Source organism: Burkholderia sp. 28_3 (genome assembly GCF_003253915.1).
In the GTDB taxonomy this organism is placed as follows: Bacteria; Pseudomonadota; Gammaproteobacteria; order Burkholderiales; family Burkholderiaceae; genus Burkholderia; species Burkholderia cenocepacia.
In genome coordinates this window covers 134,790-158,200 of sequence record NZ_QKZF01000005.1, presented here as the reverse complement: position 1 = coordinate 158,200, position 23,411 = coordinate 134,790, and the positions used below count along the sequence as shown (strand labels likewise).

General features: G+C 66.9%; 24 protein-coding genes, 1 tRNA gene and 1 other RNA gene. 14 read left to right on the top strand and 12 right to left on the bottom strand.

Going from position 1 to position 23,411, the window contains the following annotated elements:
- Positions 1-69 precede the first annotated feature (69 nt).
- From DFS13_RS13740 to DFS13_RS13720, 5 genes are all read left to right on the top strand, one after another.
- On the top strand, positions 70-420 hold the full coding sequence (locus DFS13_RS13740; RefSeq protein WP_006478092.1) for an ATPase: 351 nt from the start codon (positions 70-72) through the stop codon (positions 418-420).
- Positions 417-731 carry a cell division protein ZapA gene (locus tag DFS13_RS13735; RefSeq protein WP_006478091.1) on the top strand — a complete coding sequence of 105 codons (315 nt, stop codon included), beginning with the start codon at positions 417-419 and terminating at the stop codon, positions 729-731. Before DFS13_RS13740 ends, DFS13_RS13735 begins: the two co-directional genes overlap by 4 nt.
- Before the next feature lie 81 nt (positions 732-812).
- Positions 813-994: non-coding RNA, 6S RNA (ssrS, locus tag DFS13_RS13730), on the top strand.
- Between the two features lie 311 nt (positions 995-1,305).
- Complete coding sequence (locus DFS13_RS13725; RefSeq protein WP_006478090.1) at positions 1,306-1,767, top strand: EVE domain-containing protein; 462 nt, start codon at positions 1,306-1,308, stop codon at positions 1,765-1,767.
- A gap of 182 nt (positions 1,768-1,949) precedes the next feature.
- Positions 1,950-2,690 carry an SIMPL domain-containing protein gene (locus DFS13_RS13720; RefSeq protein WP_006484449.1) on the top strand — a complete coding sequence of 247 codons (741 nt, stop codon included), beginning with the start codon at positions 1,950-1,952 and terminating at the stop codon, positions 2,688-2,690.
- A gap of 123 nt (positions 2,691-2,813) precedes the next feature.
- Here the strand turns inward: DFS13_RS13720 and lgt are convergent, their stop codons facing one another.
- Both lgt and DFS13_RS13710 read right to left on the bottom strand, forming a co-directional pair.
- Entirely contained in the window at positions 2,814-3,710 is an 897-nt protein-coding gene (lgt, locus tag DFS13_RS13715; protein WP_034201458.1) for a prolipoprotein diacylglyceryl transferase, read from the bottom strand.
- An 87-nt stretch (positions 3,711-3,797) separates the two neighbouring features.
- Positions 3,798-4,712 carry a LysR substrate-binding domain-containing protein gene (locus DFS13_RS13710; RefSeq protein ID WP_006484440.1) on the bottom strand — a complete coding sequence of 305 codons (915 nt, stop codon included), beginning with the start codon at positions 4,710-4,712 and terminating at the stop codon, positions 3,798-3,800.
- 134 nt (positions 4,713-4,846) lie between these two features.
- Between DFS13_RS13710 and ilvD the strand changes: the two genes are divergently transcribed.
- Together ilvD and DFS13_RS13700 are read left to right on the top strand one after the other, a co-directional pair.
- Positions 4,847-6,520 (top strand): dihydroxy-acid dehydratase, encoded by a 1,674-nt coding sequence (gene ilvD, locus DFS13_RS13705; RefSeq protein WP_060264752.1) that lies wholly within the window; start codon positions 4,847-4,849, stop codon positions 6,518-6,520.
- 128 nt (positions 6,521-6,648) lie between these two features.
- Positions 6,649-6,975 (top strand): c-type cytochrome, encoded by a 327-nt coding sequence (locus DFS13_RS13700; RefSeq protein ID WP_006484446.1) that lies wholly within the window; start codon positions 6,649-6,651, stop codon positions 6,973-6,975.
- Positions 6,976-7,113: 138 nt separating this feature from the next.
- On the opposite strand, the gene DFS13_RS13695 is transcribed toward DFS13_RS13700, so the two are convergent.
- The 3 genes from DFS13_RS13695 to DFS13_RS13685 are packed head-to-tail and all read right to left on the bottom strand — an operon-like array spanning position 7,114 to position 9,857.
- Positions 7,114-7,869, bottom strand: a complete 756-nt coding sequence (locus DFS13_RS13695; protein WP_006496119.1) for a DUF2486 family protein — start codon at positions 7,867-7,869, stop codon at positions 7,114-7,116.
- A 25-nt stretch (positions 7,870-7,894) separates the two neighbouring features.
- Positions 7,895-8,311, bottom strand: a complete 417-nt coding sequence (locus tag DFS13_RS13690; RefSeq protein WP_006484796.1) for a DNA polymerase III subunit chi — start codon at positions 8,309-8,311, stop codon at positions 7,895-7,897.
- 34 nt (positions 8,312-8,345) lie between these two features.
- On the bottom strand, positions 8,346-9,857 hold the full coding sequence (locus DFS13_RS13685; RefSeq protein WP_006484797.1) for a leucyl aminopeptidase: 1,512 nt from the start codon (positions 9,855-9,857) through the stop codon (positions 8,346-8,348).
- A 122-nt stretch (positions 9,858-9,979) separates the two neighbouring features.
- Here DFS13_RS13685 and lptF point away from each other — a divergent pair, with 122 nt between their 5' ends.
- The 3 genes from lptF to DFS13_RS13670 are packed head-to-tail and all read left to right on the top strand — an operon-like array spanning position 9,980 to position 12,637.
- Complete coding sequence (gene lptF / locus DFS13_RS13680; protein WP_006484800.1) at positions 9,980-11,074, top strand: LPS export ABC transporter permease LptF; 1,095 nt, start codon at positions 9,980-9,982, stop codon at positions 11,072-11,074.
- A gap of 3 nt (positions 11,075-11,077) precedes the next feature.
- Positions 11,078-12,226 (top strand): LPS export ABC transporter permease LptG, encoded by a 1,149-nt coding sequence (gene lptG / locus DFS13_RS13675; RefSeq protein WP_006496121.1) that lies wholly within the window; start codon positions 11,078-11,080, stop codon positions 12,224-12,226.
- A gap of 27 nt (positions 12,227-12,253) precedes the next feature.
- A complete protein-coding gene (locus DFS13_RS13670; protein WP_058901720.1) occupies positions 12,254-12,637 on the top strand; it encodes a sirohydrochlorin chelatase in 384 nt (127 codons plus the stop codon).
- An 81-nt stretch (positions 12,638-12,718) separates the two neighbouring features.
- Here DFS13_RS13670 and cobA read toward each other — a convergent pair whose 3' ends face one another.
- From cobA to DFS13_RS13640, 6 genes are all read right to left on the bottom strand, one after another.
- Complete coding sequence (gene cobA / locus DFS13_RS13665) at positions 12,719-13,468, bottom strand: uroporphyrinogen-III C-methyltransferase (protein ID WP_111441814.1); 750 nt, start codon at positions 13,466-13,468, stop codon at positions 12,719-12,721.
- 60 nt (positions 13,469-13,528) lie between these two features.
- Positions 13,529-14,845 (bottom strand): sulfate adenylyltransferase subunit 1, encoded by a 1,317-nt coding sequence (locus DFS13_RS13660; protein ID WP_006484806.1) that lies wholly within the window; start codon positions 14,843-14,845, stop codon positions 13,529-13,531.
- Between the two features lie 22 nt (positions 14,846-14,867).
- The gene (gene cysD, locus DFS13_RS13655) at positions 14,868-15,830 is read right to left on the bottom strand and encodes a sulfate adenylyltransferase subunit CysD (RefSeq protein WP_006478076.1); all 963 of its coding nucleotides are present in this window, start codon (positions 15,828-15,830) and stop codon (positions 14,868-14,870) included.
- 75 nt (positions 15,831-15,905) lie between these two features.
- The gene (locus tag DFS13_RS13650; RefSeq protein ID WP_006496123.1) at positions 15,906-16,658 is read right to left on the bottom strand and encodes a phosphoadenylyl-sulfate reductase; all 753 of its coding nucleotides are present in this window, start codon (positions 16,656-16,658) and stop codon (positions 15,906-15,908) included.
- Positions 16,655-17,197 (bottom strand): DUF934 domain-containing protein, encoded by a 543-nt coding sequence (locus DFS13_RS13645; RefSeq protein WP_006496124.1) that lies wholly within the window; start codon positions 17,195-17,197, stop codon positions 16,655-16,657. Before DFS13_RS13645 ends, DFS13_RS13650 begins: the two co-directional genes overlap by 4 nt.
- Positions 17,198-17,222: 25 nt before the next feature.
- Positions 17,223-18,902, bottom strand: coding sequence for a nitrite/sulfite reductase (locus tag DFS13_RS13640; protein WP_006484802.1), 1,680 nt, complete (start codon positions 18,900-18,902; stop codon positions 17,223-17,225).
- 212 nt (positions 18,903-19,114) lie between these two features.
- On the opposite strand from DFS13_RS13640, the gene DFS13_RS13635 reads away from it, so the two are divergent.
- From DFS13_RS13635 to DFS13_RS13625, 3 genes are all read left to right on the top strand, one after another.
- On the top strand, positions 19,115-20,056 hold the full coding sequence (locus DFS13_RS13635) for a CysB family HTH-type transcriptional regulator (protein WP_006478072.1): 942 nt from the start codon (positions 19,115-19,117) through the stop codon (positions 20,054-20,056).
- 69 nt (positions 20,057-20,125) lie between these two features.
- The gene (locus DFS13_RS13630) at positions 20,126-21,292 is read left to right on the top strand and encodes an ABC transporter substrate-binding protein (RefSeq protein ID WP_034201450.1); all 1,167 of its coding nucleotides are present in this window, start codon (positions 20,126-20,128) and stop codon (positions 21,290-21,292) included.
- A 96-nt stretch (positions 21,293-21,388) separates the two neighbouring features.
- Positions 21,389-21,473: transfer RNA gene (locus DFS13_RS13625), tRNA-Leu, on the top strand.
- Positions 21,474-21,611: 138 nt separating this feature from the next.
- Here the strand turns inward: DFS13_RS13625 and DFS13_RS13620 are convergent.
- The gene (locus tag DFS13_RS13620) at positions 21,612-22,514 is read right to left on the bottom strand and encodes a LysR family transcriptional regulator (RefSeq protein WP_058901738.1); all 903 of its coding nucleotides are present in this window, start codon (positions 22,512-22,514) and stop codon (positions 21,612-21,614) included.
- A 121-nt stretch (positions 22,515-22,635) separates the two neighbouring features.
- Here DFS13_RS13620 and DFS13_RS13615 point away from each other — a divergent pair, with 121 nt between their 5' ends.
- A complete protein-coding gene (locus DFS13_RS13615) occupies positions 22,636-23,373 on the top strand; it encodes an SDR family oxidoreductase (RefSeq protein WP_111441813.1) in 738 nt (245 codons plus the stop codon).
- Positions 23,374-23,411 lie beyond the last annotated feature (38 nt).

The window sequence follows — 23,411 nt, the reverse complement described above, 5'->3', positions numbered from 1 at the left end:
GAAACGTTACAGATGTCGGATTGCGCGTTATTCCGCGCTAAAATGCTGGGTCTTTAGAGGACGCAGCAAATGCTCAACGAACTCGAAACCCTATCTCAAAATATTGGCCGTCTGATTTCGCTGAACAAGCGCTATCACTCGGAACGGCTCGCGCTCGAGGAGCAGGTCGCGCAATTGCGCGCGGAAGCGGACACGGTCCGCGCGGAACTCGCGCAGTTGCGCGACGAACGCAATGCGCTCGCGGCCGAGCGCGACACGCTGTCGGCGAAGATCGACGACGCCCAGGTGAAACTGAACGCGATTCTCGAAAAGCTGCCGCGCTCGAAGAGCGCGGAGCAAGCCGACAACCAGCTCGACCTGCTGGATGCGCAGGCGCGCACGGATGGCGATGACGCGGCCAGCCACGGAGAACATGCATGAGCACCAAGCAGATCGAAGTCTCGATTCTCGGTCAGCCCTATCGGCTCGCCTGTTCGGCCGAGACCGAAGCGGCGCTGCTCGAAGCGGTCGCGCGCGTCGACGCCGAAATGTCGAAAATCCGCTCGAACAGCTCGGTACGTGGCACCGATCGCATCGCGGTAATGGCGGCGCTGTCGCTCGCATCGGAATTGCTGCGACTGCAAACGAGCGTGCGGCATGGTGAAGCATTTCCGGCGGAGGAAATCCGTCGTACAATGCACCAGATGAACGAACAACTCGGTGCGGTGCTCGCACAGCACGAGACGCAGTAACGTTTCAAACGATGCGTCGATTCCCCTTGATCTCGACGGTCAACGGTGGTCAAATTGGCGCATCGAATCACAGTTCAGTCAGCTTCCCTGCCTGGTTCGCCAAGGTCATATATTCCTTGAACCAATGCCATGTGCACGGTTGCGGAAATTTGTAGCACGGGCGCGCGCGTCACTCTGTCTGATGTACCCGAAGTGCTGCTAACTGCGACCAATTCTGAACCTCAGGTTCAGGATGCCGGCCTAGCGGCCAAGGCGGGGGCCTATCCAACGGCATCGGGAATTTCCGATGCCGTTTCCTTTTGAGGGTCTGTTTGCATGCGGAACGCGCATGCGAATGCCCGAAATCGCTCGTCCCCCGAGGGGACGTCCTTGCGGGGCGCAGGCAAGAAGCGAGGAGCGCCGTTTGGCCGAGCCAAACAAGTGACGAGCGACGCCGCCATACGGGCGATTTCGGGCATTCCCGTGGATTGAATTTTTAGTTTGGGTTGCCACGAGAACGGCCGTCCTCGTGGCAACGCATGCGCGTTCCGCATGCAAACAGACCCTCATGCCCATTCTGCGTCGATTACGATCCATGCAATACTGGCTGATGAAGTCCGAACCGGACGAAGCAAGCATCGACGATCTCGCCAACGCACCGCAGCGCTCGCTGCCGTGGACCGGCGTGCGCAACTATCAGGCGCGCAATTTCATGCGCGACACGATGAAGATCGGCGACGGCGTGCTGTTCTATCACTCGAGCTGCCCCGAGCCGGGCATCGCGGGCCTCGCCGAAGTATCGTCGACGCCCTACCCCGATCCCACGCAGTTCGATCCGAAAAGCCCCTATTACGATCCGAAATCGACGCAGGAAGCGCCACGCTGGCTGCTCGTCGACGTGCGCTTCGTGAAGAAGTCGCCGCTCGTGCCGCTCGCCGCGCTGCGCGAGCACGACGAGCTGGCCGACATGCGCGTGCTCGCCCGCGGCAACCGGCTGTCGATCACGCCGGTCACGCGGGCGGAATGGCGCTTCATCACCGAAAAGTTGATGAAGTAGGCCGCGCGCCAAAGGTCAAATCTGGTCAGTACACGCCGCCGCGACGGAACTCGCGGCCGGTTCGCACGGCCTAAGCAACCGCTGTCGGCCGATCGGGCCGGCTGTCGTTTTTTTCGTCGCGCGGTACGCCCGCGTCGTGCACGCGTGATCCGCGTGCGCGCCCTCGCACAAGGAGTCCAACAATGACCAAGAAATCCGCACTCGCGCTGTCGCTCGCCCTTGCCGCCGCCGTTCCCGTCGCGCTGACGCTCGCGTCGCCCGCCGCGCACGCCCAGACGGCGAACCCGCACTTTCCGGAGCCGGCGGGCGTGCTGTCGCTGTCGTCGCAGGCCAGTGCCGACGTGCCGCAGGACATCATTCACATCACGCTGTTCTACGAGCAGCAGGCCAAGGATCCGGGCAGCCTCACCGCGCAGCTGAACCAGCGCGCGGACGCGGCGCTGTCGCAGGCGAAGGGCGTGTCGGGCGTCACCGCGCATACGGGTGCGTTCTCCGTGTATCCGAGCACCGATCGCGACGGCAAGATCTCCGCATGGCGCGGCCGCACCGAGGTCGCGCTCGAATCGCGCGATTTCGCCGCGGCGTCGAAGCTGGCAGGCCAGTTGTCGAACCTGATGCAGGTCGCGAACGTCGAGTTCTCGTTGTCGCCGGAAGCGCAGCGCGCGGCCGAGCAAAAGCTCACGACGGAAGCGATCAAGTCGTTCCGCGCCCGCGCGGACGAAGCCGCGAAGGCGTTCGGCTACAGCAGCTACACGATCCGCGACGTGAACGTCGGCAGCGGCCGCAACGTGCAGCCGTACACGCGCATGATGGCGATGGCCGCGGCGCCGATGGACAGCGCGAAGATGAGCGCGCCGATCGCGGTCGAAGGCGGCAAGGCCACCGTGTCGGTCACCGTCAACGGCTCCGTGCAGATGAAGTAACGCGCGTCGCGCAGTTGTCGGAAACGAAAACGCCGGCCCGAGGGCCGGCGTTTTTCATGTACCTCCGTGCAGCCGATGCACGCGCCGATCACGCGTGCATCGATACCGCGTCACGTAATCACTTCATGCAGCCGCATTCGCGTTCGCCGCGCGGCGGCGATACGCCCAGACCATCATCGCGATCCCCGCGACGATCATCGGCAGCGACAGCCACTGCCCCATCGACAGGCCGAGCGCCAGCAGACCGAGGAAGTCGTCGGGTTCGCGCGCGAACTCGACCGTGAAGCGCGCGAGGCCATAACCGATCAGGAACAGTGCCGATATCGCGCCCATCGGCCGCGGCTTGCGCGCGAACAGGAACAGCACGAAGAACAGTGCGATACCTTCGAGCGCGATTTCATAGAGCTGCGAAGGATGGCGCGGCAGCATCTGGTATTGCATGAACACGTCGGCGAGATGCCACTTCTCGACGAGTGCCGGGTGCTTCGGCAGCCATGCCGCATCGTCGCGCATCGCGCCCGGGAACAGCATCGCCCACGGCGCCGTCGGATCGGTCACGCGGCCCCACAGTTCGCCGTTGATGAAGTTGCCGAGCCGCCCCGCCGCGAGCCCGGTCGGCACCATCGGCGCGACGAAATCGGTGACCTGCAGCCAGTGCCGCTTGCGCTGCCACGCGAACAGCATCATCGCGAGCGTCACGCCGAGGAAGCCGCCGTGAAACGACATGCCGCCTTCCCACACCTTGAACACGTCGAGCGGGTGCGAGAAGTAGAAATCGGCCTTGTAGAACAGCACGTAGCCGAGCCGGCCGCCGAGCACGGTGCCCAGCACGCCGTAGAACATCATGTCGTCGATGTCCTTCGCGGTCCAGCCCTGCGCCGCGACGTACGGCAGCTTCAGGCGGATCCGGCCGACGACGATCGCCGCGATGAAGCCGACGAGATACATGAGGCCGTACCAGCGCACGGCCAGCGGCCCGAGATGGATCGCAACGGGGTCGAAATTCGGGTGAATGATCATGGGTTAGCGAAGAAGTTTTCGAATACGGTACGGCCGTCGCACGCGCAGCACCGCGCGTTGGACGGCGCCCGCGCGCCATCGTTCACGTCACGCGGCAAGACCTTGCGCGCGCACGACGTCGATGAAGCCGGCGAGCACGGGGCTCACGTCGCCGGTGCGCCACACGAGCCCCGTCTCGACGACCGGCGCAGAGCCGGCGAGCGGCCGGTAGACCACGCCGGTGCGCCGCAGGTTACGCAGCGATTGCGGCACCAGTGCGACGCCCATGCCGGCCGACACGAGGCTGACGATCGTCTGCATCTGGATCGCCTCCTGGCCGATGCGCGGGGTTGCCCCCGCCGCGCCGTAGCAGCCCGTAATGATGTCATAAAAGCCGGGCGCCAAACGGCGCGGAAAGATCACGAGCGGCAACGCGGCGACATCGGCAAGCTGCACGGGCGCGTCCTCGGGCGCATCGGACGCCCCGGCCGGCATCGCGACCACCAGCGGCTCGCGCACGACCGGCAGGTACGACAGCCCGGCCGCGTGACGCGGCGGCACGGGCGGAATGACGAGCCCGGCGTCGATGCGCCCGGCGACGAGTTCGTCGATCTGCACGTCGCTCGTCGCTTCGGCGAGCTGCAACCGCACCTGCGGGTAGCGCGCGCCGAACGCACGCAGCAAAGACGGCAACAGCCCGTAATCGGCGGTCGACACGAATGCGAGCGACAGCGAGCCGGCCTCCCCGCGTGCGAGCCGTCGCGCGAGCGGCGGCAGTGCATCGGCCGACGCCAGCAGCCGGTGCACGTCCGGCAACAACGCCGCGCCGACCGCCGTCAGCGCCACCGAGCGCTTGGTGCGCACGAACAGCGCGACGCCCAACGCGTCCTCGAGCGCGCGGATCGCCTGCGACAGCGGCGGCTGCGTCATCGACAGGCGCTCGGCTGCGCGACCGAAGTGGCGCTCGTCAGCGACGGTCGCGAAATAGCGCCACTGGCGCAGGTCGGGGATCGGATCGGCCATGTTCGACTCATTCGAAAAACGACTTAATAGGCGACAAATAATATATTGGACATCCCAATCGGGAAACTCCATGCTTGTTCGATCCGAACCGGCGCGCCCTTCAGGGTAACGCCCATACAACGATGGAGTCCCCCATGTCGTACAACCGCCGCTCGAAGCACATCACGCAAGGCGTGGCCCGTTCGCCGAACCGCTCGATGTATTACGCCCTCGGCTACCAGAAGGACGATTTCGACAAACCGATGGTCGGCATCGCGAACGGCCATTCGACGATCACGCCGTGCAATTCCGGCCTGCAGCGCCTGTCGGATGCGGCCGTGGCGGCCGTGAAGGCGGCCGGCGCGAATCCGCAGATCTTCGGCACGCCGACGATTTCGGACGGCATGTCGATGGGCACCGAAGGGATGAAGTATTCGCTCGTGTCGCGCGAAGTGATCGCCGACTGCATCGAGACCTGCGTGCAGGGCCAGTGGATGGACGGCGTGGTGGTGGTCGGCGGCTGCGACAAGAACATGCCGGGCGGCATGATCGCGCTCGCGCGCCTGAACGTGCCGGGCATCTACGTGTACGGCGGCACGATCCGCCCGGGCAACTGGAAAGGCCGCGACCTGACGATCGTGTCGTCGTTCGAGGCCGTCGGCGAATTCACCGCGGGCCGGATGTCGCAGGAGGATTTCGAAGGCGTCGAGAAGAACGCGTGCCCGACGTCGGGTTCGTGCGGCGGCATGTACACCGCGAACACGATGAGCTCGTCGTTCGAGGCGCTCGGGATGTCGCTGCTGTATTCGTCGACGATGGCGAACCCCGACCAGGAGAAAGTCGATTCGGCCGCCGAATCGGCGCGCGTGCTGGTCGAGGCGGTGAAGCGCGACCTGAAGCCGCGCGACATCATCACGAAGGAATCGATCGAGAATGCGGTGTCGCTGATCATGGCCACCGGCGGGTCGACCAATGCGGTGCTGCACTATCTCGCGATCGCCCACGCGGCCGAGGTCGACTGGACGATCGACGACTTCGAGCGCATCCGCAAGCGCGTGCCGGTGATTTGCGACCTGAAGCCGTCCGGAAAGTACGTCGCGACCGACCTGCACCGGGCCGGCGGGATTCCGCAGGTGCTGAAGATCCTGCTGGATGCGGGGCTGCTGCACGGCAACTGCATGACGATTACCGGCCGCACGATCGCCGACGAGCTGAAGGACGTGCCGAGCGTGCCGCGCGCGGACCAGCACGTGATCTTCCCGATCGACCGCGCGCTGTACAAGGAAGGCCACCTGGCGATCCTGAAGGGCAATCTCGCGGAAGACGGTGCGGTCGCGAAGATCACCGGCCTGAAGAACCCGGTGATCACGGGCCCGGCGCGCGTGTTCGACGACGAGCAGAGCGCGATGGACGCGATCCTCGGCGACCGGATCCGCGCGGGCGACATCCTCGTGCTGCGCTACCTCGGCCCGCAGGGCGGCCCCGGCATGCCGGAAATGCTCGCGCCGACTTCCGCGATCATCGGCAAGGGGCTCGGCGAATCGGTCGGCTTCATCACGGACGGCCGCTTCTCGGGCGGCACCTGGGGCATGGTGGTCGGCCACGTCGCGCCGGAGGCGTTCGTCGGCGGCACGATCGCGCTGGTGCAGGAAGGCGATTCGATCACGATCGACGCGCACCGGCTGCTGCTGCAACTGAACGTCGACGAGGCGGAACTCGCACGCCGCCGCGCCGCGTGGCGGCAACCGGCGCCGCGCTATACGCGCGGGGTACTCGCCAAATTCGCGGCGCTCGCGCGGCCGGCGAACCAGGGGGCGGTCACGGGCTGAGGCAGGGACACCATCGCATGCGGCCCCGATAAACGGGGGCCGCCTGGGGAACGCGCAAAACGTGCTTCCCCTTTGCTTCTATAATGCGCGGACCATGAAGCCGGCCGTCCCCGCCGGCGGAGAACCGCATGAAACAGACGATATTGCGCGTGCTGCTCGCGATGCTGCTGACCGGCAGCGCGGCGGCGGCGCGTGCCGACCAGGCCGACGGGCTCGCCCTGGCGCAGCGCAGGAACTGCATGGCCTGCCATGCGATCGGCAAGCCGCTGATGGGCCCGGCGTTTCGCGACATCGCCGGCAAGTACGCGGCGCGTGGCGATGCGGTCGATTACCTCGCGCAATCGATCGTGAAAGGCAGCGTCGGCGTGTGGGGCAGCGTGCCGATGCCCGCCAATACGCAACTGACGAGCACCGAAGCGCACACGCTCGCGCAGTGGGTGCTGTCGGTACGCTGAACCGGATAGCGGCGCGGCGCCCCCCCGTCGTGTGCAGGGCGCCGCAAGAAGGCAGCCCTGTAACGACTGGCCAGCGCCTTCCCGGCGGCTTCACAGGCGCTTACCGCACCTGCTCCCCGTTCGCGAACGATGGCCCGTTCAGCCGGAATGACCGGCGCGACGACGGGCGATCTCTTCATCGACCGCATCGCGCACCCAGTCCATCACCTCGGTTTCCAGCGCGAGCGCGACTTCGCGCGTGACCTGGCCGACCAGCCAGGCCGAATGCTCGTGCAGCGCATCGCGACAACGCGCTTCGATGGCCTCGCGCCCGGCCCCGGTCAGATAATTCGTCAGGCGATTGCGCAGCCGTTCGGCGATGTGCTGTGCATCTTCCGGCGTCAGCCCGTCCGCGGCCTGCGCGTCCGGCTGCGGCGCTGCGCTCGGCAGGACCGCCTCCGGCATCGCCGTATCGGGCGCGTGCCCGGCCGCTTCGTGCGCCATCGCGGCGAACGTGGGCTGCGGCAGGTCGTCATTGACCAGCGACGAGCGCAGCGGCGCCATCGTCGCCCCGGCCTCTTCGGCGACCACGCGCTCCGCGGCGCCGGGTTCGGCCGGCGCATCGGTCTCGCCCGCGGCGGCCGGCGTCGCCACGTCGCCCGGCAGCTCGACGGCCGGCACGTGCGGCGTCGGGACGCGTTCGACCACGACGGAATCGGGGTCGGCTTCGGTTTGACGGGAATCGGCCGGCGCGGCAGCGGCGGCGCCCGGTGCGATCACGTCGGTGAGCACCGGAATCGCCGCGCGGTCGTGCGGCGCGGCGGCGGCGGACGCGGACGAACGCGCCGACGCCGGCTTGCCCGGCACCAGCACGTCGGTCAGTGTCGGGATCGAGGATGAATCGGCTTCTGTCACGGGAACACTCCGTCGACGGTTGCGGCTAGCCGCCCTGCTTGTAGTTGTTCAGCGCGTAGCCGCGGTCGCGGTAGAACCGGTAGCGGTCGCGGCCCGCGGCCAGCTCGTCCGGCGCGTTGCCGACCACTTCGAGCAGGCGCTCGAAGCGGGCGAACTGCGCGGGCACGGTCGCGCCGAGGTTCAGCAGCACGTGATGATGCGGCGCGCGATCGAGATCGGCGGCCAGCACGATCGGCGTGCCGGCTGCATGCTCGCTGTCGACGCCGCAATGCGGGATGAAATCGAGCGGCGAGAACGTCCAGAGCCGCTCGTCGAGCGCGCGCAGGCGCGCGGGCTCCGCGAGCACGACGACCGGCTGCCCGGCCTGATAGGCCTTGCGCAGCAGCCGGCACGCGTACGCGAGCGAATCGCCGACGTTCGAGTGGAAATCGATCCGCGTCATGGCCCGCGCACCCGCAGCGTCGTCAGCCCCGCCATCACTGGCCGGCGCGGTCGATCAGGAACTGCGCGAGCAACGGCACCGGACGGCCCGTCGCGCCCTTCGCGGCACCGCCCTTCCACGCGGTGCCCGCGATGTCGAGGTGGGCCCACGGGTAGCTCTCGGTGAAGCGCGACAGGAAGCACGCGGCCGTCACGGCGCCGGCCGGGCGCCCGCCGATGTTCGCGAGATCCGCGAAATTCGACTTCAGCTGATCCTGGTACTCGTCGTCGAGCGGCATGCGCCATGCCGGGTCGTTCGCCTCGCGCGACGCGTCGAGCAGTTCGCCCGCGAGCGCGTCGTTCGTCGAGAACAGCCCGCTGTTGTGGCCGCCCAGCGCGATCACGCAGGCGCCCGTCAGCGTCGCGACGTCGATCACGGCGGCCGGCTTGAAACGCTCGGCGTACGTGAGTGCGTCGCACAGGATCAGGCGGCCTTCGGCGTCGGTGTTCAGCACCTCGATCGTCAGCCCCTTCATGCTGGTGACGATGTCGCCCGGCTTCGTCGCATTGCCGCCCGGCATGTTCTCGCAGGTCGGCACGATCGCAACGACGTTGATCTTCAGGCCCATCTCGGCGACCGCGCGAATCGTGCCGAGCACCGAGCCCGCGCCGCACATGTCGTACTTCATCTCGTCCATGCCCTCGCCCGGCTTCAGCGAGATGCCGCCCGTATCGAACGTGATGCCCTTGCCGACCAGCACGACCGGCGCGGCCTTCGCGGCGGCGCCCTGGTAGTGCAGCACGATGAACTGCGGCGGCTCGACCGACGCGCGCGCGACCGACAGGAACGACCCCATCTTCAGCGCCTGGATCTGCTTGAGCCCGAGGACTTCGGCCTTCAGGCCCCAATCCTTCGCGATCTTCTTCGCGGTGTTGCCGAGATAGGTCGGCGTGCAGACGTTGCCGGGCAGGTTGCCGAGGTCGCGGGTGAGATCCATCCCGTTCGCGAGCGCGACGGCCTGCTTGACCGCGACCTTCGCGGCCTTTTCGTCCGCCGGGTCGACGCTGAACACGACCCGCTTGAGCGTGTGCGACGCCGGTTCCGGCTTGCTCTTCATCTGCGTGAAGCGGTAGGTCTCGTTGCGCAGCGCGAGGATCGCGGCGCGCACGCCCCAGTCGGAGCTGCGCTCGTCGACCGGCAGTTGCGCGAGCGAGAACGTGACCTGGACGACCTTGGTCGCCAGCAGCGCGCGCCAGGCGGCCGTCACCGCATCGTTATAGGCTTTCTGATTGAAAGCATCCTGCTTGCCGAGCCCGACCAGCAGCACGCGCGACGCGCCGATGCCCGACACTTCGTGCAGGAACAGCGTCTTGCCGCGCTTGCCGTCCATGTCGCCGGCCTTCACCACGCGCGAGATCAGTCCCTTGGTGGCCGTGTCGATGTCGAGCGCCGCGCCCGACAGGGTCTGCGCCTCGAAGATGCCGAGCACGATGCAGTCGGACTTCCCGGTCAGGAACCCCTTGGCCTCGCCTTTGCTCCAATCACAGCCTTTTATGCTAAAGTCCATCGCGCTTGTCCTCGGATAAAATCTGGGCTAAGGATGAAAGCCGCAATTATCCGCTATTTTTCCCGTGGCGGCGCGAGCGCTCCACCACGCGTGCGCAGCCTCCCGCCCTCTTCTCATCAAGAATGATCTTCGAACGCTCCCTCCAGCGCGAGCTTGCGTATACGGCTGGCGCCGTGTTCATGGTGCTGCTCACGATCATGCTCACGACGATGATGATTCGCATCGTCGGCTACGCCGCGTCCGGCGAAATCGATCCGCGGGACGTGCTCGTGCTGATCGGCCTGACCGTGATCGGCTATCTCGCCGTGATGCTCGTCGTCACGCTGTTCGTGTCGATCCTGTTCGTGCTGACCCGGTGGTACCGGGACTCCGAAATGGTGGTGTGGCTCGCGTCCGGCGTGAGCCTCACGCGCCTCATCAAGCCGATCGGCGTGTTCGCCGCGCCGATCATCCTGCTGATCACCTTCTTCGCGTTCGTCGGCTGGCCGTGGTCGAACCAGCAGAGCAAGATGATCAAGGCGCGCTTCCAGCAGCGCGACGAAATCTCGCTGCTCGCGCCGGGCCAGTTCCGCGAATCGGCCGCGAACCATCGCGTGTTCTTCATCGAGAAGATGTCGCCGGACCAGAGCAAGGTCCAGAACGTGTTCGTCACGTCGACGGAAAACGGCAAGGTCAACGTGGTCGTGTCGCAGACGGGCCATACGGAAACCTCGAAGGACGGCGATCGCTTCGTCGTCCTCGAGGACGGCCGCCGCTACGACGGCACGCCCGGCCAGCCGAACTTCAAGATCATGGAGTTCGAGCGCTACGGCGTGAAGATCACGAGCAAGCCCGTCACCAACGTGCAGACCACCAACAGCACGCCCACGCCCGACCTGTTGCGCAACCCGACGCGCGACAACCTCGCGGAATTCGCGTGGCGCGCGGGGCTGCCGCTGATCGCGATCAACCTGATGGTGCTCGGCATCCCGCTCTCGTACCAGAACCCGCGCCGCAGCCGCACGATCAACCTCGTGATGGCCGTGCTGATCTACCTCACGTACTCGAACCTGCTGAACGTCGTGCAGGCGCAGATCGAGCAGGGCAAGATGTCGTTCGGCGTCGGGCTCGTCGGGCTGCACGTCATCGTCGCGGCGATCGTCGCGTTCATTTTCTGGTTGCGCGTGCGCAATCGTCCGTTGTTGACACGCGCGCTGTTCGGCCGCTCGGGAGCATGATCGATGCGGCTCTATGAAAAGTACTTCGCGCGACAGATCTACATCACGTTCATCTTCATCCTGTTCGCGTTCTCGGGTCTGTTCTTCTTCTTCGACCTGATCAGCGAGCTGAACTCGGTCGGGCACGGCAACTACAAGTTCGGTTACGCGGTGCTGCGCGTCGCGCTGCAGACGCCGTCGCGCTTCTACGAGATCATCCCGGTCGCCGCGCTGATCAGCGCGATCTACGTGTTCGCGCAGATGGCCGCGAACTCGGAATTCACGATCTTCCGCGTGTCGGGCCTCGCGACCAACCAGGCGCTGCGCTCGCTGCTGAAGATCGGCGTGCCGCTCGTGATCGTCACCTACCTGATCGGCGAATTCGTCGGCCCGTACGCCGACCAGTTGTCCGAACGCGTGCGGCTGCAGGCGCTCGGCGCATCGGTGTCGTCGAACTTCCAGTCGGGCGTGTGGGTGAAGGACACGCTCGCGGCCCGCGAGAACGGCGAGCAGGTCACGCGCTTCGTCAACGTCGGCAGCCTGTCGCCCGACTCGACGATCAGCAACGTGCGCATCTACGAATTCGACTCGAAATTCCAGCTGCGGAACGTGCGCATCGCGCAGACGGGCCGCTACGAGCCGCCCGGCCACTGGCTGCTGAAGGGCGTCACCGAGACGGAGCTGACGCCGATCAAGCCGATCAGCGGCCAGCCGGCCGATGCGCTGAACCCCGTGTACCGGTCGCAGCAGGTGTCGCTGCCCGAATACCGGCTGCGCTCCGACCTGACGCCGCAGATCCTGTCGGTGCTGCTCGTGTCGCCGGAGCGCATGTCGATCATCAACCTGTTCCGCTACATCCAGCACTTGCGCGAGAACCAGCAGGACACGCAGCGCTACGACATCGCACTGTGGCGCAAGCTGCTGTATCCGTTCGCGGTGTTCGTGATGCTCGTGCTGTCGCTGCCGTTCGCGTACCTGCATACGCGCGCCGGCGTGGTCGGCGTGAAGGTGTTCGGCGGCATCATGCTCGGCATGAGCTTCCAGCTGCTCAACACGCTGTTCTCGCACATCGGCACGCTGAATACGTGGCCCGCGCCGCTCACCGCGGCGACGCCGGGCCTCATCTATCTCGCGCTCGGCCTGTTCGCGCTCAAGTGGGTCGACCGGCACTGAGCGCCGCGTCGCGACGGAGGCTTCGACATGCATTCGCACGGTATCGTCCTGTTCGGCCACGGCGCCCGCGACCCGCGCTGGGCCGAGCCGTTCGAGCGGCTCGCCGCGCGGCTGCGCGGCGCCGGCTCCCCTGCCGCGCAGGTGTCGCTCGCCTTCCTCGAACTGATGACGCCGTCGCTCGGTGACGCCGTGGCCGCGCAAGTCGCGGCCGGCTGCACGCGCATCACCGTGGTGCCCGTATTCTTCGGCCAGGGCGGCCATGTGCGCCGCGACCTGCCGCAGCTCGTCGACGCATGCCGCGCCGCGCATCCGGGCGTCGAGATCCGCTGCGCAACGGCCGTCGGCGAAGACGACGGCGTGCTCGACGCGGTCGCGCGCTATTGCATCGGGCAACTCGGCGGCGACGCGTAGGCCGCGCTTTCCGCGCAGCCAAAGAAAAAGCGCTGGCGGTTGCCAGCGCTTTTTTCGTTTCGGACCGCGTTCGAGCCGCGCTCAGGCGGCATTGCGCACCGGAGCACCCGCCTGCACCTGCCGTGCGCGTTCGGCGAATGCATCGCCGATCATCAGCAGGCTCGGTTCCGCCGGATCGAGCCACGCCTGCGCGTCGCCGGCCGCCATCTGCGCGAGCGTGAGCGTCAGCGTGCGTTCGCGCGCGGTGCTGCAGGCCTCGACGATCGCCACCGGCGTCGCGGGCGCACGGCCGGCGTCGATCAGTTCCTGCGCGATGCCGGGCGCGCTGTCGCGGCCCATGTAGTAGACGATCGAATCGGCACGCGCGGCTTCGCGGATCTCGTCGCTGCCCGGCGCGCGGCTGTGCGTCGCGAACGCGACGCTGCGCGACACGCCGCGCAACGTGAGCGAACGCTTGAGCGTCGCCGCGCCGGCCAGCGCCGCGGTGATGCCCGGCACGACCTCGTAGTCGATGCCGGCCGCCTCGAGCGCGCGCATTTCCTCTTCGGCGCGGCCGAACAGCATCGGATCGCCACCCTTCAGCCGCACGACGCACGCGTGCTCGCGCGCCGCGTCGACGATCTGCTTGTTGATGAAATGCTGCGCGGTCGAGCGCTGCCCGCAGCGCTTGCCGACCGCAATCTTGCGCGCGTTCGGCGCGTAGTCGAGCATCGCGGGCTCGACGAGCGCGTCGTGCAGCACGACGTCGGCCTGCTCGAGCAGCCGCATGCCGCGCACCGTGATGAGGTCCGCGGCGCCCGGCCCTGCTCCGATCAGATACACCTTGCCCATGTTTGTCGCTTCGTTAGGGTCCTGCCGCGGCGGCCGGTTCGCCGCCGCGCCGATTGACGATTACGCCGAGAACGCGCGGATCATGCCCGCGGCGACCGTGTGGTGGGTCGCCTCGTCGATCAGCACGAACGCGCCCGTACCGGGATGCGCATCGTAGGTGTCGCAGACGATCGGCTTCTGCAGCGTCAGCGCCACGCGGCCGATGTCGTTCATCTTCAGTTCCTGACGGTCGGTCGCGTGCGACAGCGTATGCACGTCGAGCACCTGCTTGACCGCGCCGATCTTCGCGAACACCGTGCTGGTGGTCTGCTTCAGCAGGTACTTGCGCTGCGGCGACAGCGGCGCCTCGTCGAACCAGCACAGGTCGGCCTCGAGCTTCTTGGCCGGCTCGACCGGCTCGGCGGTCGTGACGAGCATGTCGCCGCGCGACACGTCGACATCCTGTTCGAGACGGATCGTCACGGTCTGGCCCGCGAACGCGTGCGCAACCGCCGCGGTGCCGCCGGGCACCGGCGCGACGATCTCGGCCACCGTCGCGGTGCGGTTCGACGGCAGCACGACGATCTCGTCGCCGACCTTCACTTCGCCCGACTCGATCCGGCCCATGTAGCCGCGGAAATCGTCGGCCGAGCTGCCGTCCTGGCGCGCGACCCACTGCACCGGGAAGCGCAGCGCGTCATGCGCCTGCGTCTCGACCGGCAGCGATTCGAGCACGTCGAGGAGCGGCTCGCCCGCGTACCACGGCATGCGCTCGCTCGCGCCGACGATGTTGTCGCCCTTGAGCGCCGACACCGGCACGAAGCGCACGTCGGTCAGGCCGAGTTGCTTCGCGAGCGCGACGTACGCGTCGCGGATCTCGTTGAAGCGCGCCTCGCTGTAGTCGACGAGGTCCATCTTGTTGATCGCGACGATCACGTGCTGCAACCCGAGCAGCTTGACGATCGCGCTGTGGCGCTTGGTCTGCGGCAGGAGTTGCACGACGCCGTTCTCGACCGTGATGCGCGTCGCGTCGACCAGGATGATCGCCGCGTGCGCGGTCGACGCGCCCGTCACCATGTTGCGCGTGTACTGCTCGTGGCCCGGCGTGTCGGCGATGATGAACTTGCGCTTCGCGGTCGCGAAGTAGCGGTACGCGACGTCGATCGTGATGCCCTGCTCGCGCTCGGCTTCCAGACCGTCCGTCAGCAGCGCGAGGTCCAGTTCGTCGCCGACCGTGCGCTTGTTCTTCGCGCGCGACAGCGCGGACAGCTGGTCGGACAGCACGGCCTTGCTGTCGTACAGCAGGCGGCCGATCAGCGTGCTCTTGCCGTCGTCGACGCTGCCCGCGGTGATGAAGCGCAACACGCCGAGGTCTTCGGTGTTCTCGATGATGCTCATGATGTGAATGTCCTCGTGTGCTTCAGAAATAACCTTGCTTCTTGCGCTGTTCCATCGCGGCTTCGGAGGCCTGATCGTCCATCCGGGTCGCGCCGCGCTCGGTGATCTCGGTCACCGCCGTCTCGGCGATGATCTTCTCGACGTCGTCCGCGTCGCTCTCGACCGGGCACGTGCAGCTGATGTCGCCGACCGTGCGGAAGCGCACCTGCGCCAGCTCGCTCGTCTCGCCGTCACGCATCGGCGTGAGCGGCGTGACCGGCACGAGCAGCCCGTTGCGGCGCACGATCTCGCGCTGGTGCGCGTAGTAGATCGACGGCAATTCGAGGTTCTCGCGCGCGATGTACTGCCACACGTCGAGCTCGGTCCAGTTCGAGATCGGGAACACGCGCAGGTGCTCGCCCTTGTGCAGGCGGGCGTTGTACAGGCTCCACAGCTCCGGGCGCTGCGCCTTCGGGTCCCACTGGCCGAATTCGTCGCGGAACGAGAAGATGCGCTCCTTCGCGCGCGCCTTCTCTTCGTCGCGGCGCGCGCCGCCGATCAGCGCCGTGTAACCGTGCTGCTCGATCGTTTCCAGCAGCGTGACGGCCTGCGCGGCGTTGCGCGAATCGGTTTCGCGGCGCAGCACGACCGTGCCGCGCTTGATCGAATCCTCGACGTGGCCGACCACCAGCTCGGCGCCGAGCTCTTGCGCACGACGGTCGCGGAAGTCGATCACCTCCTCGTAGTTGTGGCCCGTGTCGATGTGCACGAGCGGGAACGGCAGCGTCGTCTTGCGGTTCGCGCCGAGGCCGAACGCCTTCAGCGCGAGGTGCAGCACGACGACCGAGTCCTTGCCGCCCGAGAACAGCAGTGCCGGCTTGCTGCATTCGGCAACCAGTTCGCGCAGGATGTGGATCGACTCGGCTTCGAGCCAGTCGAGGTGGCCCATGCGGCTGTCGGCGCCGGTGGGCGGGGCAAAGGCGGATTGCTCGAGCGTCGTGCTCATGATTTCAGTCCTTCTCTTCTGGGTTCGTGCCGCCCGCTGTCGCGGGCGACGCAATATTCAGTTTCTTGTCGGCTTTCAGTGCGCGGCGCCGGCTTCGGCATTCGCGGGAATCGGCGTGATCGTCGTGACGTGCAGCCCGCATTCCTTCGTGTCGCGCGACTCCCACCACCAGCGGCCCGCGCGGCTGTCCTCGCCGGGGCGGATCGCACGCGTACACGGCTCGCAGCCGATGCTCGGGTAGCCGCGCGCATGCAGCGGATTGACCGGCACGTCAAACGCCTTAAGGTACGCCCACACGTCGGCTTCCGTCCAGTCGGCGAGCGGGTTGTACTTCGCGATCCCGCGCGCTTCGTCCTGTTCTTCCTCGTGCAGCTCCGCGCGCGTGACCGACTGCTCGCGGCGCTGGCCCGTCACCCACGCGCCGACGTCGGCCAGCGCACGGTTCAGCGGCTCGACCTTGCGGATGTGGCAGCACGACTTGCGCAGCTCGACGCTCTCGTAGAACGCATTCAGGCCGTGCTCGGCAACGTACCGGTCGACCGCGTCCTGCTGCGGATGGAACTGCTCGATCTCGTAGCCGTAGCGCTCGCGCACCCGGTCGATCATGCCGAGCGTTTCCGCGTGCAGGCGGCCCGTGTTCAGCGAGAAGATGCCGATCGGCACGCCCTTCGACAGGATCGCGTGCGTGAGCAGCATGTCTTCCGCGGCGAGGCTGCTCGCGAACTTCACCTTGTCGTGACGCTCGCCGATCTGCGCGAGCAGCGCGTCGAGGCGCTCGACCTTCGCGGCGAGTTCCGGCGTCAGCGCGGTGGCGGTCGCGGTGCTCATGCGCTCACCTTGGCGTCGGGCGCAGCCTCGCGGCGGCGGAACAGCGGCGCCGGCTCGTCGAATGCGCCCTGGTAACGCTGCGTGAATTCGGTGAACGCATTCAGCGCGTCGTGGATGTCCTTGTCGGCACGCACCGCGAACGCGTCGAAGCCGCAACGCGACATGTACAGCAACTGGTCGCGCAGCACGTCGCCGATCGCGCGCAGCTCGCCGGTCCAGCCATGACGCTCGCGCAGCAGGCGCGCGATGCTGTAGCCGCGGCCGTCCGCGAAGCGCGGGAAGTCGACGGCGATCAGCGAGATCGCGCCGAAGTCGGCCACGAGATCGGCCGGCTCGCTGTCCGGCGCGAGCCACACGCCGAGTTCGTCCTTCGTCTTCGCGGCGACGAGCGCGGCACGCTCGGCCTGCCACAACGCGAACGGCACCAGCACCTTGCCGGCCGGCAACGCGTCGACCGCGGGCAGCGCACCGTCTTCCGCCGCGCGCACGACCTGCCATGCATCGTCGATCACTGCGCGGTTCTTGATAATCGAAGCCATCTGCAAATTCCTTCTACCCGGTTGGTTACGCGTTCACTGCCTGGCGCGCCGCATACACGCGCTCCTTGAACGGCGCGATGCCGATGCGGTCGTACGTGTCGACGAAGCGCTCGCCGTCGAGGCGCGCCTCGACGAACGTATCGATCAGCTTCGCGATCACGTCGGGCACTTCCTCGGCCGAGAACGACGGCCCGATCACGCGGCCGAGGCGCGCGCCGTTCTGGCCCGTGCCCTGCTCGCCGCCGAGCGACACCTGGTACCACTCGGCGCCGTCCTTGTCGACGCCGAGGATGCCGATGTTGCCGACGTGGTGGTGACCGCACGAGTTCATGCAACCGGAAATGTTCAGCGACAGTTCGCCGAGGTCGTACACGTAGTCGAGATCGTCGAAACGCTGCTGGATCGCCAGCGCGATCGGGATCGACTTCGCGTTCGCGAGCGAGCAGAAGTCGCCGCCCGGGCACGCGATGATGTCGGTCAGCAGGCCGATGTTCGGCGTCGCGAAACCGGCCGCCTTCGCCTTTTCCCACAGCGCGAACAGGTCGCGCTTCTTCACGTTCGCGAGAATCAGGTTCTGCTCGTGCGACACGCGCAGCTCGCCGTACGAGTACGCGTCGGCCCAGTCGGCGACCAGATCCATCTGCGCGTCGGTCGCATCGCCCGGCGCCACGCGGTGATCCTTCAGCGACAGCGTGACGGCTGCGTAACCGGGCACCTTGTGCGGCGCGACGTTACGCTCGACCCAGCGCGCGAACGCCTTGTTCTCGAGCAGGTGCTGTTCGAACGACGCGTCGGTGTCGGCCAGCTTCTCGTAGACCGGCGGCTTGAAGTACTGCGACACGCGATCGAGCTCGGCCTGCGTGAGCGTCGACGGGCCGTCCTTCAGGTGCTGCCATTCTTCCTCGACCTGCTGCGCGAACTTCGCCGGCGACAGCGCCTTCACGAGGATCTTGATCCGCGCCTTGTACAGGTTGTCGCGGCGGCCGTAACGGTTGTACACGCGCAGCACGGCTTCGCAGTACGTGAGCAGGTGCTGCCACGGCAGGTCTTCCTTGATCACCGCGCCGATGATCGGCGTACGGCCGAGGCCGCCGCCCGCGAGGATGCTCGCGACCACTTCGCCCTGCGCGTTCTTCTTCAGGTACACGCCGAGGTCGTGGATCTGCACGGCCGCACGGTCACGCTTCGAGCCCGACACCGCGATCTTGAACTTGCGCGGCAGCCACGCGAATTCGGGGTGGAACGTCGACCACTGGCGCAGGATCTCGGCCCACGGGCGCGGATCGATCTCTTCGTCCTGCGCGACGCCGGCGAACTGGTCGGCCGTGATGTTGCGGATGCAGTTGCCCGACGTCTGGATCGCGTGCATCTGCACCGACGCGAGCTTCGCGAGGATCTCGGGCGTCTCTTCGAGCTGCACCCAGTTGAACTGGATGTTCGAGCGCGTCGAGAAATGGCCGTAGCCGCGGTCGTGTTCGCGGGCGATGCGCGCCAGCATCCGGAGCTGGTCGCTGCGCAGGTTGCCGTACGGAATCGCGATGCGGTGCATGTACGCGTGGCGCTGCATGTACAGGCCGTTCTGCAGACGCAGCGGACGGAATTCGTCTTCGCTCAACTCGCCCGACAGCCGGCGGCGCACCTGATCGCGGTACTGCGCGACTCGCTCGTCGACGATCGTCTGGTCGTATTGGTCGTACTGATACATTCGGGGACCCCAGGGTTTTCGTGGTGACCGCGCGACGTCCTAGCCACGTCGCGCCCGAATCTCCGTTCCGCCGCACCGCCGCATCCGCTGCCGGCTGGATTGCTAATGACGAAAACAGATATCCATATTTGAAAAACTCCGGTGAATCGTAATAAACTCGCCTTATATTTCAAACGACTAAAAAATTCTGTTGATATGCGGAAGGGTTATAAATGAACCTGCACCAATTTCGCTTCGTGCGCGAGGCCGTCCGGCAGAATTTCAACCTCACCGAGGCCGCCAAGGCGCTCTACACGTCGCAACCGGGAGTATCGAAGGCGATCATCGAGCTCGAGGACGAGCTGGGCGTCGAGATCTTCACGCGGCACGGCAAGCGCGTGCGCTCGCTCACCGAGCCGGGCCGGATCATCCTCGCGTCGGTCGAGCGGATTCTTCAGGAGGTTGAAAGCCTCAAAAGGGTCGGGAAGGATTATGCGGCGCAGGACCAGGGCAACCTGACCATCGCCGCGACCCACACGCAGGCCCGCTACTCGCTGCCGGCCGCGATCGCCGAGTTCAAGAAGCGCTTCCCGAAGGTGCACCTGTCGATCCTGCAAGGCAGCCCGACGCAGGTGGCCGAGATGGTGATCCACGACCAGGCCGATCTCGCGATCGCGACCGAGGCGATCTCCGACTACAAGGAACTCGTGTCGCTGCCCTGCTTCCAGTGGCACCACGCGGCTGTCGTGCCGGCCGACCACCCGCTGCTCGAACGCAAGCCGGTCACGCTGGACGATCTCGCGCAGTACCCGCTGATCACGTACGACGACGCGTTCGCGGGCCGCAAGAAGATCAACCATGCGTTCGCGCTGCGCGGGCTGTCGCCGGACATCGTGCTCGAGGCGATCGACGCCGACGTGATCAAGACCTATGTCGAGCTCGGCCTCGGCGTCGGCATCATGGCCGACATCGCGTTCAACCCCGAGCGCGACCGCGGCCTGCGGCTGATTCCGGTCGGCCACCTGTTCGGTAGCAACGTGACGCGCGTCGCGCTCAAGCAGGGCGCCTACCTGCGCAGCTATGTGTATACGCTCGTCGAACTGCTGTCGCCGACGCTGAATCGCAAGCTGATCGAGCAGGCGCTCAAGGGCGAAGCCGAATCGTACGAGCTTTGACGGACAGGTATGAACACGGGGGCGCGCATTGCGCCCTTTTCGTTGCCCGACGGAGATGGAGATTCCCGCATGACGCTTCCCGCCCTGTTGCGCCGCACCCGCCTGGCCGCCGGCGCCGCCCTCGTGCTGGCCTGCGCGGCCGCGCATGCCGACCTGAAGGTCGGCGTCGACCTGTCGTCGACCGGCCCGGCCGCCGCGATCGGCATCACGAGCAAGAACGCGATCCTGATGTGGCCGAAGACGATTGCCGGACAGCCCGTGCAGGTCACGGTGCTCGACGACGCATCCGACCCGGGCGCCGCGGTGCGCAACATCCGCAAGCTGGTCGACGAGGATCACGTCGACGTCGTGGTCGGCCCGAACATCACGCCGGCCGCGCTCGCGGCGCTCGACGCGGTGGCCGCCGCGCAGACGCCGATGATCACGCTGGTCGGCTCCGGCTCGATCGTCGAGCCGCAGGAAGGCGCGCGGACCTGGGCGTTCAAGATGGCGCAGAGCGACCGCGCGATGGCCGACGTGATGACGCGCTACATGGCCAACCACGGCGTGAAGACGGTCGGCTTCATCGGCTTCGCGGACAGCTACGGCGACAGCTGGCTCAACGAATTCACGCGCTTCGCGGACCTGCGCAAGATCCGCGTGATCGCGACCGAGCGCTTCAACCGCACCGACGCGAGCGTCACGGGCCAGGCGCTGAAGCTGATCGCGGCGAAGCCCGACGCGATCCTGATTGCCGGCGCGGGCACGCCGACCGTGCTGCCGCAGCGCACGCTGATCGAGCGCGGCTACAAAGGGCCGATCTACCAGACGCACGGGATCGCGACGCCGGAATTCATCAAGCTCGGCGGCAAGGACGTCGACGGGACGCTGTTCCCGACCCAGCCGGTGGTCGTCGCGCGCACGCTGCCGGCCGACCATCCGGCCCGCCAGGCCGCGCTCGCGTTCGTCGATGCGTACGAGGCGAAGTACGGCGCCGGCACTGTCACGCAGTTCGCGGGCGATGCGGCGGGCGTGTACCCGCGCCTCGCCGACGCGGTCGGCCGCGCGCTGAAAGCCGCGCAGCCCGGCACGCCGGCGTTTCGCGCGGCGCTGCGCCGCGAGCTGGAACGCGCGCATGAGCTGGTCGTACCGAACGGCGTCGTCAACACGAGCGACAAGGATCATGTGGGGCTCGATCAGCGCGCGAGCGTGATGGGGATCGTGAAACAGGGCCGCTTCGTCTACCTGAGCCAGTAATGTGCGTGCCGGGCATCGGCACAGCTTGCCCGGCATCCGGATTTCCGCCATAATCCGCGTTTCGCCGCGCACCACCGCATGCGCGGCCAGGATCAAGCCCAGGTGGTGAAATTGGTAGACGCAGGGGACTCAAAATCCCCCGCCGCAAGGCGTGCCGGTTCGATTCCGGCCCTGGGCACCAGTATTTCGCAGCGTCACGCGCTGCATCTGTCGAAACCCGCGCAAGCTGCCGCTTCGCGGGTTTTTTATTTTTGCCGCGCGTTCCGCCCCGCACCGCGACCGACGGTGGCCTGCCGCCGATCTCCCTCCCCCGATACGCTCAGACCGTCAACTCGCGGACGAAGTCGAGAAACACCCGCACCTTCGCGGCCACGAGGTTCGACGCGTGGTGATACGCGTAGAGCGGAAATGTCTCGTCCGTCCACTCCGGCAGCAGCAGGACCAGTTTCCCGTCGGCAACGATGTCCCGCGCGTAGAGTTCCAGCAATTGCGCGATGCCCGCGCCGCCGACGCACGCGCCGAGCAGGCCGCCCGTATCGTTGACCATCAATCGTCCACCGGCATCGAACGGCACGACTTCCTTGCCCCGATGAAATTCCCATTCGTACGGCCGCCCCGTTACCGGGTCGCGGATCAGCACGCATCGGTGACCGTCCGCGAGATCGCGCGGATGACGCGGTTCGCCATGACGCGCGACATAGGCCGCCGATGCGCAGGTCAGCACGCGCGTCTCGAGCAGTAGCCGCGCACGGTATGACGACGGCTCGGGCACGCCGAAGCGCACCGCCACGTCGAATCCGTCGGCGACGAGGTCGCCCATCCGGTCGCGCACGCTGATCTCGACGGACAGGTCGGGAAAGCGGTCGAGAAACTCCGCCATCCTCGGCGCCAGCACGTAGTGGCCGAACGTACCGTCCACGTTGACCCGCAGCCGCCCCCTGACGCGTGCCTTCGATCGGCCGGCGTCGATCGCCGCGTCCTCGATGCCGGCCAGCAGCGGCGCGACCGCCTCGTAGAAGCGCCGCCCTTCGTCGGTCAACGTGATCGCGCGCGCCGTCCGGTTGAAGATCCGGATGCCGACCCGCTCTTCCAGCCGCGCGACGGCACGGCTCACCGCCGGCTGCGTCAGGCCCATTGCCTCCCCGGCACGCGCGAAGGTGCCCGCCTCGATCACCGCCGAGAGCACGCCGATTCCGCTCAGAAGCCTGCTGTCGAATGCCATAAGACATACTTTTAGTCATGTATTAACTGAGCATTATTCATTATTTTTATTGATCGCAGAAGCCTACATTTGTCCCTGTCGCCGGATCGAACGGCATTCATCCATTCACCAGGAGCAGGACATGAACACATCGGAACAGGTCGCCCTCGTCACGGGTTCGTCGCGCGGCATCGGCGCGGAAATCGCCCGCCAACTCGCCCGGGACGGCTTCCGGGTCGTCGTCAACTATGCCGGCGGCGCCGGCCCGGCCCGCGAAGTGGTCGACGCGATCGTGGCCGACGGCGGCCATGCCGTCGCGGTGCAGGCGAACGTCGCCGACCGGGCGGCCGTGGCCGCGCTGTTCGACGCCGCCCGCGACGCATTCGGCGGTCTGGATGTGGTGGTCAATTCCGCAGGCGTGATGAAGCTCGCGACCATCGCCGACTGCGACGATGCGCTCTTCGACGAAACGTTCGCCATCAACGTGAAGGGCACCTTCAACGTCTGCCGCGAAGCGGCAAAGCGGGTGCGCGACGGCGGACGCATCATCAACCTGTCGACCAGCGTGATCGGCATGCGCATGCCGACTTACGGCGTGTACGTCGCCAGCAAGGCAGCGGTCGAAAGCCTCACGCAAGTGCTCGCGCAGGAAATGCGCGGGCGCGGCGTCCGCGTGAATGCCGTCGCGCCGGGACCGGTCGCGACCGAGTTGTTCCTGCAGGGCAAGAGCCCGGAACTCGTCGACCGGCTCGCGAAGCTGAACCCGCTCGAGCGGCTCGGCCAGCCCGACGACATCGCGCGCGTCGTCGCGTTCCTCGCCGGCCCGGACGGTGCGTGGATCAACGGCCAGATCCTGCGCGCCAACGGCGGCATGTGCTGACGGCCGCTCGCTGCCACCCTATCTTTCCGCCAGGAGAT